This is a genomic window from Limnobacter sp. (assembly GCF_964228395.1).
Lineage (GTDB): Bacteria > Pseudomonadota > Gammaproteobacteria > Burkholderiales > Burkholderiaceae_B > Limnobacter.
The window spans coordinates 1-2,854 of the sequence record NZ_CAXQZX010000026.1; the positions used below are offsets into that span (position 1 = coordinate 1).

2 protein-coding genes are annotated in these 2,854 nt (G+C 55.4%); one reads left to right on the forward strand and one right to left on the reverse strand.

Going from position 1 to position 2,854, the window contains the following annotated elements; all coding sequences use genetic code 11:
- Nucleotides 1-285: iron donor protein CyaY (cyaY, locus tag ACEQU8_RS02080; protein ID WP_370261133.1), on the forward strand; the 285-nt coding region annotated here is incomplete at its 5' end.
- Nucleotides 286-290: 5 nt separating this feature from the next.
- On the opposite strand, the gene ACEQU8_RS02085 is transcribed toward cyaY, so the two are convergent.
- The gene (locus ACEQU8_RS02085; protein ID WP_370261135.1) at nt 291-2,768 is read right to left on the reverse strand and encodes a penicillin-binding protein 1A; all 2,478 of its coding nucleotides are present in this window, start codon (nt 2,766-2,768) and stop codon (nt 291-293) included.
- Nucleotides 2,769-2,854 lie beyond the last annotated feature (86 nt).

The following is a 2,854-nucleotide window of genomic DNA, read 5'->3' on the forward strand; positions in this document are numbered from 1 at the left end:
GTTCAAGTAGAAGAGTATATTGAATCCTTGGTCGATACGCTGGACCTTGATGCAGATTCAATGCGCTCGGGCAATGTATTAACCCTTGATTTTGAAGACAAAGGCAAGATGATTTTAAACAGCCAGGTGGCCAATCACGAGTTGTGGCTGGCTGCAAAATCGGGTGGTTTTCATTATCAGTATGCCAATGGCGAATGGCTGGACACCCGCAGCAAAACGCCCTTCAAAACTCACTTTGTTGAACTGCTGAGTGGCCAATTGGGGCAAAACTGCCCCAATTTCTAAGCGTTTTAGTTGTTGCCGAACAGCCGTTCAATATCATCCCGCGGCTGCTCTCGCGGGCGGGCTGGTGCCGCGTGGCTGGTACCATCGCCTGCGGTGGGGTTGCCACTGATGGGTGCTTCGCCGCTGCCCTCGAGCATGCCGCCCAAGCCTTTCAGGAAATTGAAAAGGCTTGGAATGTCGTCGCCACCGCCGTTCACATCGATGCGGCCCACGCCATTGCCGGGTGTGTATTCGGAGTAGTAATAATTCCCGTCGATGTATTCAATGCCTGGGGGGACCACTTGTGGTTTTTCTGGTGAATCAGCCAGCGCCACTTTCATGTAATCAATCCAGATTGGCAAGGCCAGGCCTCCACCAGTTTCGCGGGCACCCAGGTTGCGGGGTTGGTCGTAGCCAACCCAGGCCACCGCCGAAATGTCGCTGTTGTAGCCTGCGAACCAGGCGTCGTGGCTGTCGTTGGTGGTGCCTGTTTTGCCAACAATGTCTCCCCGGTTGAGCACTTTGGCCCGGGTGGCTGTGCCGCGCTCAACCACTTCGCGCAGAAGGCGGGTGGTCAGGAATGCATTGCGGGCATCGATTACACGGTTGGCTTCCTCGCCAGCAACAGCAGGGCGGGCACGGGCCACAATTCGACCGGTGCCATCGGTGATTTTTTCAATCAAATAGGGTTTGACGCGGTAACCCGAATTGGCAAATACGGCAAACGCGCTGGCCATTTGAAGGGGGTTTGTTGTAACAGCGCCCAAGGCCATGGTGAGGTAGGGCGGCACATTGGCAGCAGGAAAGCCAAACTGTGTGGCCCAACGCTGGCCGTATTGTGGGGTAATTTCTTGTAGCACCCGGATGGACACCATGTTTTTCGACTTGGCCAGGCCTTCTTTGAGCAACATGGGGCCATCGTACTTGCCATCGTAGTTTTTCGGGCTCCAGTCCTTGCCACCCGGGGTGTCGGCTGGCACAAAAATGGGCTCATCGGCCACCAGTGTGGTTGGTGTGATTCCCTTTTCAAGTGCAGCAGAATACACAAATGGCTTGAATGCCGAGCCCGGTTGGCGGGTGGCTTGGGTGACATGGTTGAATTTGTTGCGAGAAAACTCGAACCCACCGGACAGGGCGCGGATTGCGCCGTCTTTGGGGCTAATGGCAATAAACGCAGCTTCCACTTCAGGCAATTGCGTCAGCATGGGGGGCTGGTCTTTGCGTTTTAAAATACGCACAACAGCACCACGTTTCAGTCGTTTGTTGGCTGGGGCGCGTTCATTTAACCAGCTTTCTGCAGGCTTCAGGCTTGTGCCTGTCAGTTTTAGGGGCTCCCCTGCGCCTTGCGACACCACCACTTCAGTGGGGCTGGCTGATAGCACCACTGCGCTTTGTAAAAAGCCGTAGTCGGTGTAGTCGCTGATGTTGTCACCGATGACTTCTTCGGCTTCTTTTGGGTCGTTGGGCAGCTCAATGTAGCCTTCAGGGCCACGGAAGAATTGACGCAGTTCATAGTCCATCACGCTGTTGCGCAAGGCGCGCTGGGCAGCACGCTGTTCTTTTGCAATCAAGGTTGTGGTCACGGTGATGCCCGAGGTATAGGCTTCTTCGCCATACATTTCAACCACGGCCTGGCGTGCCATTTCAGCGGCATAGTCGGCATTGATGGTCAGGCCTGTTGTGGCTTCGATGTCATCGCCGTTGGCTTTGCGATTGCGGTACACCAACTCGGTGTTCAAGGCTTCTTCAAACTGTGCATCGTCGAGATACTCGAGGTCGTTCATGCGGCGTAGTACATACTCCTGGCGCACACGGGCACGGCTTGGATTTACGATTGGAGTGTAGGCAGAGGGCGCTTTGGGCAAACCAGCCAACATGGCTGCCTCTGCGGCATTGATGTCGCGCAGCGGTTTGCCGAAATACACTTGTGAGGCAGATTGAAACCCGTAGGCGCGTTGGCCCAGGTAAATCTGGTTGATATAAAGCTCCAGAATTTCGTCTTTGCTCAGGCTGTCTTCAATTTTGTAGGCCAGCAGCACTTCATACAGTTTGCGGGTCCAGGTTTTGTCTCGGGTCAGGAAGAAATTGCGGGCGACCTGCATGGTAATGGTGCTGGCGCCCTGTGTGCGCCCGCCCGAGGTGACGTTGGTCACCAAGGCCCGTGCAACGCCCATGAAGTCGATGCCGCCGTGCTCGTAGAACCGATCGTCCTCGGCCGCCAAAATGGCTTGTTGCATCACCAAGGGCACCTCGGTAATGTCGACTGGGCGGCGCCGTTCTTCGCCAAATTCACCGATGAGTACGCCATCGGTAGTCAACACGCGCAGCGGCACTTTGGGTCGGTAATCAGTCAGGGTATCGAGGTCGGGTAACTTGGGGAAAATAAGTGCCAAGGCCACGCCCACGAGCAGCGCGCCAGACACGCCCAAGCCGATCAGTACGGTGAGCGCGGTCGCAATAAAGCCATCGGAGTGGTGCTTGAGGCGGATTTTGTTTGAATTCACAGGTCGGAGCAGGATTGGTGTCAGTGGTTACATTGTATCTGCCAACGCACGGGAATTTCCGATCGTTGACTCTAGTGGTGAATTCG